We start from the raw sequence: 7,812 nt of genomic DNA on the forward strand, positions 1-7,812 counted from the left end.
TCAGCTCGGTCCGGCCTTGTAACCGACGCCTCGGACGGTCACCACGATCTCCGGCCGCTCCGGGTCCTTCTCGACCTTGGAACGCAACCGCTGGACATGCACATTCACCAGCCGGGTGTCGGCGGCGTGGCGGTACCCCCACACCTGCTCGAGCAGCACCTCACGGGTGAAGACCTGCCACGGCTTGCGGGCGAGCGCGACCAACAGGTCGAACTCCAGCGGGGTCAGGGCGATCGACTGCCCGTCCCGCTTCACCGAGTGACCGGCCACATCGATGATCAGGTCCCCGATGGTCAGCTGTTCCGGTGCCGGCTCTTCGGACCTGCGCAGACGTGCCCTGATCCGGGCAACCAACTCCTTAGGTTTGAACGGCTTGACGATGTAGTCGTCGGCCCCTGACTCCAGGCCCACCACCACATCGACCGTGTCGCTCTTGGCAGTGAGCATGACGATCGGCACGCCCGACTCGGCCCTGATCAACCTGCAGACCTCGATGCCGTCCCGTCCGGGCAGCATGAGATCCAGCAGGACCAGGTCCGGCTTGGCCTCTCGAAATGCGGCAAGTGCCTTGTCGCCGTCCGCTACGAACGACGGCTCGAACCCTTCACCACGCAGCACAATCCCGAGCATCTCGGCCAGTGCGGTGTCGTCGTCGACGACAAGGACGCGTCCCTTCATAATCGACATCATCCCATTAGCTAATCGTTACCTGCGATGATCTGGCACACAGCTCTGCCAGTCCGACCCCCGTGACCGGGGAAACTGCACCCTCCTCCGTGACGATCGCCGTGATCAGTTCTGGCGGCGTGATGTCGAATGCGGGGTTGTACGCCTGGGTTCCCAGCGGTGGGACAGGCAGTCCGCCCACTTCCCCACCCGCCCCGATCCGGGGCAATGTGAGCTCTGTCACTTCTCGTCCGGGGCGCTGCTCCACGACGATCGATGCCCCGTCCGCAGTCTGCAGATCCACGGTCGTGGTCGGCGCCACCACAATGAACGGCACATGGTGGTATTTGGCAAGCACCGCCAGCGGATAACTCCCCACCTTGTTGGCCACGGACCCGTCCGCAGCAATGCGATCCGCCCCGATGAGCACGGCATCCACCTCCCCCGCGGCGAACAGCGAACCCGCAGCATTGTCCGTCAGCAAGCTGTACGCCATCCCGTTGCGCGCCGCCTCGTACGCGGTCAGCCGGGCCCCCTGCAGCAGAGGCCGCGTCTCGTCCACCCAGAGCCGTCGCAGCCGTCCGGCCCGGTGCGCCCCGAGCGCCACAGCAAAGGCCGTGCCCTCACCACCCGAGACCAACGCCCCCGAATTGCAGTGGGTCAGAAGCTGATGTCCGCCGCCGGGCAGCAGCTCTTCGAGCAGCGCGAGCCCGTACTGCGCCATGCGCCGACTGGCCTCGGCATCCTCCCGGTGCAGCGCCTCGGCCTCCGCCAACGCCACCGCGGCCGCCCGCTGCGCATCCACGCCCTTGTCCAGCGCCGCCCAGTACGCCCCCGCCGCGCGCCGCACGCCGTACCCGAGGTTCACCGCGGTGGGCCGCGCCCGCTCCAACAGCCCCGAAGCCTCCGCCACGTCGTCGCCCCGGACGGCGGCCAGCGCGACCCCGTAGGCCCCAGCAATGCCCAGCAACGGCGCCCCGCGCACGGCCAGCGTCTGGATGGCCTGCACCAGCGCAGGCGCATCCGAACACAGCAGCTCGGTCTCCTCGGCGGGCAACCGTGTCTGGTCGAGAAGCACCACTGCAGGGCCTTCCGGGAGCTCGGCCCAGCGGATGGAGGGAAGCGCGGGAGGCTTGATGCCCACCGGCGATTGCGCGTCCTGATCAGCCATCCGCCCAGTCTGCACGGTGAGCCGCCCACAAATGAAGGTACGAAGGTGATGGAGCACCCGGCCCGTACCGGAGCAACGCGTGGCACGATGGCTGCCAACCTGCCGCCCCGATGAGCGGACAGGACCATGAAGGAGCGAGAATGAACGACACTCCGGGCTGGGCCTCGCCCGGATCTGCCCCCTCCGACGGCCAGGAGGCGGGCGTCCCCCGGCCTTCCGAGCCCATCGACAGCAGCGGCTCTGCGGGAAACTGGTCTTCCACGCAGCCACCGGCAGGGCAGTGGTCCCCACCGAGCACCCCTGGCAACGGCCCCGGCGTACCGCCACCCGCCCCTGGCTGGGGCGGCAGGCCGCAGGCAGTCGCCTGGGGTCAGCCGCCAGCTGCCGCAAAGCCCGGTGTCATCCCGCTCCGCCCGCTCGGCGTCGGAGAGATCCTCGACGGTGCGGTGTCCACGATGCGCGCCCACTGGCGCACGGTTCTCGGCATCACACTCACCGTCTCCGTCATCGCACAGATCACGATCATTCTCGTGCAGCGCTACCTGCTGCCGGAACCCGCTACGGTCGACCCGAACGTGACCGGCGCGGAAGAGCTCCGCCAGGCCGCCGACGCCATGCAGTCGAGCCTGATCAACAGCGCGCCGTCGACGCTCGTCGCCCTGATCGCGACGCTCTTCACCACCTCCATGCTCACCATCGTGATCAGCCGCTCGGTGGTGGGCCGATCCGTGACGCTCTCCGAAGCGTGGACCGAGGCCCGGCCCCGCCTCCTTCAGCTGCTCGGCCTGACCCTGCTCCTGACTCTGATGGCCGCCGCCGTCATGGCGGTGGGCGTACTCCCCGGCGTGCTGATCGGCTCCGCTGCCGGCGTCGCTCTCGCCCTTCTCGGATTCCTGGCTGCCACCACCGTCATCATCTGGCTGATGGTCCGCTTCTGCCTCGCCTCGCCGGCACTGATGCTGGAGCGGCAGTCGATCACCGTCTCAATGCGCCGCTCCGCGAAGCTGGTGCGGGGCGCCTGGTGGCGGACGTTCGGCATCCTGCTCCTCACCTGGCTTCTGACGCTCATCGTGACGCTGATCATCGCGATCCCGTTCGGCATCATCGCGATCATCCTGGACGGCGACGGGGTGGGAGCGTTCCTCACCGGGCAGCCCACCGACTTCGGCTGGCCATTCCTGATCATCTCCGGTATCGGCGAGGTGATCATCTCGACGATCACCTACCCGCTCTCCGCCGGTGTGATGGCCCTGCTCTACGTGGATCAGCGCATCCGTCGCGAGGCACTCGACCTCGAGCTCGCTCGGGCCGCTGGTCTGCCCGGCTACGACACCAGGAGCTGATGCCGTGTCGGGGGCGGGGGGCGCGACAGCAGCACGACTGCTGATCCACGCGAGCAGCGACATACCGGTGGACACTCCACGCGTCCCCGCCCGCGAGGCGGCGAGACACGAGCTGTCCAAACCGATGTACCACGAGAACGACCCGAACCTCCTCCAGCGCGGTCTCGACCGCCTCTGGGAGTGGCTCGGCGATCTCTTCTCCGCAGTCTCGAACACCGCGCCCGGCGGACCGCTCGGGCTGATCGTCCTCGTGCTGGTCGTCATCGGCCTGGCCGCCGCCCTCTGGTGGCGGCTGGGCACCCCGCAACGCACCACCCGCCCCGCCGACGCCCTGTTCGACGACAGCCCCCGCAGCGCCGCCGAACACCGGACCGCCGCCGAGGCACACGCTGCCGCCCACCGCTGGGACGAAGCCGTCCAGGAACGCATGCGCGCCATCGTCCGCTCGCTGGAGGAACGCGCCCTGCTCGACCCCCGCCCCGGCCGCACGGCCGACGAGGCCGCCGCCGAGGCAGGCCGCTCACTGCCGATGCACGCGCTGCCCCTTCGTGCCGCCGCCCAGGAGTTCGACGCCATCACGTACGGCGGTCGAAACACCGGCAGGCAGGCGTATCTGATAGTGCGGGACCTGGACCTCGACCTCGAGAACGCCAAGCCCCTGCTGACCACCCCGGCCCAAGGAGCGGCCGAATGACCGCGCCCACTGCCACCTCGACCGTGCCCCCAAGCTCGGTCTCTCCCACCCCGCGCCAGGTCTGGACTCGCACCCGCGGTCTGGTGCTTGCCCTTCTCCTTCTCATCACAGCCGGAATCGTGCTGGCCACCGCACGCTCCGGTGCCCAGCACGGCCGACTCGACCCCCGCTCCGCCGACCAGCACGGTAGCCGGGCCGTCGCCGAACTCCTCAAGGACCGCGGCGTCTCCGTACGAGTCGCCGCCACACTCGACGAGGCCACCGCCGCAGTCGGCCCGGACACCACCCTGCTCGTCACCGCCCCCGACCTGCTGACGCCACGCCAGCAGCGCGAACTCCGCGCAGCAACCGCCGACTCGGCCGGCCGTACCGTCCTCCTCGCAGCGGGCCCCCCGTCCGCGGGCACACTGGCCCCCGGGGTCCGCGCGACGTACGCCGGACCGGTTGCCCCCCGTGCACCGCATTGCTTGCTGCCCGGCGCCCACAGCGCGGGCACTGCTGACACGGGAGGCTTCCACTACACCGCGGACGGCCTCGAAACCCTCGCCTGTTACCCCAGCGGGGGTCTCCCCACCCTGCTCCTGGTCCAGGAGCAGGGCACCGGCGACACCGTCCTTCTCGGCTCCGTGAACTTCCTCTACAACAGCCGTCTCGACAGCCAGGGCAACGCTTCTCTGGCCCTGCAACTGCTCGGCTCCCGTCCACATCTGGTCTGGTACCTCCCCTCGCTCGCTGATCCGTCCGCCACCGGGAACGGCGGAGACAGTGACGACAGCACGGGCAGCGATGATGCCGACAACGGCCGCAGCTTCACCGACCTGATCCCGTCGGGCTGGCTGTGGGGAACCCTGCAACTCGCAGTCGCCGCCGTGCTCGCCGCCATCTGGCGCGCCCGTCGACTGGGTCCCCTGGTCACCGAACGGCTGCCCGTGGCCATCCGCGCCTCCGAATCCACCGAGGGTCGCGCCCGCCTCTACCGCAAGGCGAACGCCCGCGACCGGGCCGCCTCCTCACTTCGCTCCGTCACTCGCACCCGTATCGCGCCGCTCCTAGGGGTCTCACCCCGCGATGCCCATTCCCCCGCGGTTCTCCTTCCCGCCGTCTCCGCACGCCTCAGCAGCACCGAAACCGGCCTCGACACCGTCCTGTTCGGCACGGCTCCGTCCGATGACGCCGCCCTTGTCCGTCTGGCAGACCAACTCGACACCCTCGAAAGAGAGGTACGCACTTCATGAGCGCCCCGCCCCCAGTGCCCGCCCGGACAACCGAGACTGTCGGGAACGACGACGCAGTCCGCGCATCCCTGGAAGCCCTGCGCTCCGAGATCGCCAAGGCCGTAGTCGGCCAGGACCCCGCCGTCACCGGCCTCGTCGTCGCGTTGCTCTGCCGAGGCCACGTCCTCCTCGAAGGCGTTCCCGGTGTGGCCAAGACCCTCCTGGTCCGCGCCCTCGCCGCCTCACTCGAGCTCGACACCAAGCGCGTCCAGTTCACCCCCGACCTGATGCCGAGCGACGTCACCGGCTCGCTGGTCTACGACGCCCGCACCGCTGAGTTCTCTTTCCAGCCCGGCCCGGTCTTCACCAACCTCCTCCTGGCCGACGAGATCAACCGCACGCCCCCGAAGACGCAGTCGTCCCTCCTCGAAGCGATGGAGGAGCGCCAGGTCACCGTCGACGGAACCCCCCGCCTCCTACCGGACCCCTTCCTGGTCGCCGCCACTCAGAATCCCGTCGAGTACGAGGGCACCTACCCCCTCCCCGAGGCCCAGCTGGACCGCTTCCTCCTCAAGCTGACGGTTCCATTGCCGTCCCGCGACGAGGAGATCAACGTCCTGACCCGCCATGCCGACGGCTTCAACCCCCGCGACCTGGCATCAGCAGGTGTACGCCCCGTCGCAGGTCCTGCCGACCTGGAATCCGCCCGGGCCGCGGTCGCCAAAACCACGGTCTCCCCCGAGATCGCCGGCTATGTCGTCGATATCTGTCGTGCCACGCGTGAATCCCCCTCGCTCTCCCTCGGGGTCTCTCCCCGAGGTGCTACCGCCTTGCTCGCCACTGCCCGCGCCTGGGCCTGGCTGACCGGTCGTGACTACGTCATTCCGGACGACGTGAAAGCCCTGGCACTCCCCACGCTCCGTCATCGCATCCAACTCCGTCCCGAGGCGCAGATGGAAGGAGTCACCCCCGACTCCGTCATCACCGCGGTCCTCGCCCACGTCCCCGTACCCCGATGAGGCAGTGACCGTGGCCCTCACCGGACGAACAGCGCTGCTCGCCGCCTTGGGGTCACTCCCTGTAGGCATTCTTGCCCCGAGCTGGACAGGCATGATCGCCGTCAACGCCCCCCTCTCTCTAGCAATTCTGTGCGACTATGCCCTGGCCGCGCCAGTGCGAACGCTCCAGTTCACCCGATCCGGTGACACAACCGTTCGACTCGGCGAGGGCGCAGAAGTACAACTGACCGTAACCAATTCTTCGCGTCGTCGCCTGCGCGCGCATCTCCGCGATGCCTGGCCGCCCAGCAGCTGGCTCACCGGTACGGAACAGGCGGCGTCCCGCCACAGGCTGGACATCCCGGCAGGTGAACGCCGCCGCCTCACCACGCTCCTGCGTCCCACTCGACGCGGCGACCGCCGAGCCGAGCGCATCACCGTACGCTCGTACGGGCCGCTGGGCCTGGCAGCCCGGCAGGGACATCATCAAGTTCCGTGGACGGTGCGGGTACTGCCGCCGTTCACCAGCCGCAAGCATTTGCCGTCCCGCCTCGCCAGGCTCCGGGAACTGGACGGACGCACCAGCGTTCTCACTCGCGGCGAAGGCACAGAGTTCGACAGCCTGCGCGCCTACGTCCCCGGCGACGACACCCGCTCCATCGACTGGCGGGCCACGGCCCGGCAATCGGCCGTCGCAGTCCGTACATGGCGCCCCGAGCGGGACCGCCACATCCTCATCGTCCTCGATACCGGCCGCACCTCAGCGGGCCGAGTCGGTGATGTGCCCCGCCTCGACGCTGCAATGGACGCGACCCTGCTCCTCACCGCTCTCGCCGCACGCGCCGGCGACCGTGTGGACCTGATCGCGTATGACCGCCGCATCCGCGCCCAGGTTCAGGGACGTGCCGCGGGTGAAGTCCTGTCGGCCATGGTCACTGCGCTGGCGCCGCTCGAACCTGAACTAGTGGAAACGGACGCCCGAGGACTCAGCACCACTGCCCTGGCAAGCACCCCTCGTCGCTCTCTGATCGTGCTCCTCACGAGCCTGGACGCGGCTCCCATCGAGGAGGGTCTACTCCCTGTCCTCCCTCAGCTGACTCAGCGCCACACGGTGCTGGTGGCAGCCGTGGCCGACCCGCACATCGCGCAGATGGCCGAAGCCAGGGGCGCGGTGGACGCGGTCTACAACGCTGCAGCGGCGGCTCAGGCCAAAGCTCAACGGCAACGGACCTCGGAGCAACTCCAGCGCCATGGTGTGGTGGTCGTCGACGCCACCCCGGACAGTCTCGCCCCGGCTCTCGCCGATGCCTACCTGGCTCTCAAGGCAGCAGGCCGACTCTGATCCAACACTCCGTGACAACCACACCAGGCACTGACCATGAGGAGGTCTGGTGGCAATCTTCCTGTGAACGCAGAAAAGCCCCGCACCAGAGGTGCGGGGCTTTCCCGGAATAATTGTTCGGCGGCGTCCTACTCTCCCACAGGGTCCCCCCTGCAGTACCATCGGCGCTGAAAGGCTTAGCTTCCGGGTTCGGAATGTAACCGGGCGTTTCCCTAACGCAATGACCACCGAAACACTATGAAATTAACCAACACCGGGCAACAACACGGCCGTTCGTTATTTCAGAACTAACACAGTGGACGCGAGCAACTGAGGACAAGCCCTCGGCCTATTAGTACCAGTCAGCTCCACCCGTTACCAGGCTTCCACATCTGGCCTATCAAC

At 68.5% G+C, this 7,812-nt stretch carries 7 protein-coding genes and 1 rRNA gene; 5 read left to right on the forward strand and 3 right to left on the reverse strand.

The window, feature by feature from the left end; translation table 11 throughout:
* A complete protein-coding gene (gene mtrA, locus AB0I23_RS06745; RefSeq protein WP_359107466.1) occupies positions 1–690 on the reverse strand; it encodes a two-component system response regulator MtrA in 690 nt (229 codons plus the stop codon).
* 4 nt (positions 691–694) lie between these two features.
* Positions 695–1,837 (reverse strand): S-methyl-5-thioribose-1-phosphate isomerase, encoded by a 1,143-nt coding sequence (mtnA, locus tag AB0I23_RS06750; RefSeq protein WP_359107468.1) that lies wholly within the window; start codon positions 1,835–1,837, stop codon positions 695–697.
* 140 nt (positions 1,838–1,977) lie between these two features.
* Between mtnA and AB0I23_RS06755 the strand changes: the two genes are divergently transcribed.
* From AB0I23_RS06755 to AB0I23_RS06775, 5 genes are read left to right on the forward strand one after another with little or no spacing between them, the layout of a single operon-like run.
* A complete protein-coding gene (locus AB0I23_RS06755; protein ID WP_359107470.1) occupies positions 1,978–3,180 on the forward strand; it encodes a DUF7544 domain-containing protein in 1,203 nt (400 codons plus the stop codon).
* Positions 3,181–3,184: 4 nt separating this feature from the next.
* Positions 3,185–3,874 carry a DUF4129 domain-containing protein gene (locus AB0I23_RS06760; protein ID WP_359107472.1) on the forward strand — a complete coding sequence of 230 codons (690 nt, stop codon included), beginning with the start codon at positions 3,185–3,187 and terminating at the stop codon, positions 3,872–3,874.
* A complete protein-coding gene (locus AB0I23_RS06765; RefSeq protein WP_359107473.1) occupies positions 3,871–5,109 on the forward strand; it encodes a DUF4350 domain-containing protein in 1,239 nt (412 codons plus the stop codon). The genes AB0I23_RS06760 and AB0I23_RS06765 overlap by 4 nt, the downstream gene beginning before the upstream one ends.
* Entirely contained in the window at positions 5,106–6,107 is a 1,002-nt protein-coding gene (locus tag AB0I23_RS06770; protein ID WP_359107475.1) for an AAA family ATPase, read from the forward strand. Before AB0I23_RS06765 ends, AB0I23_RS06770 begins: the two co-directional genes overlap by 4 nt.
* A gap of 10 nt (positions 6,108–6,117) precedes the next feature.
* Positions 6,118–7,428, forward strand: a complete 1,311-nt coding sequence (locus tag AB0I23_RS06775) for a DUF58 domain-containing protein (RefSeq protein ID WP_359107508.1) — start codon at positions 6,118–6,120, stop codon at positions 7,426–7,428.
* Between the two features lie 115 nt (positions 7,429–7,543).
* Here AB0I23_RS06775 and rrf read toward each other — a convergent pair.
* Positions 7,544–7,660 (reverse strand): 5S ribosomal RNA (gene rrf, locus AB0I23_RS06780).
* Positions 7,661–7,812 lie beyond the last annotated feature (152 nt).

The sequence above is a fragment of the Streptomyces atratus genome, assembly GCF_040655115.1.
GTDB lineage: Bacteria > Actinomycetota > Actinomycetes > Streptomycetales > Streptomycetaceae > Streptomyces > Streptomyces atratus_D.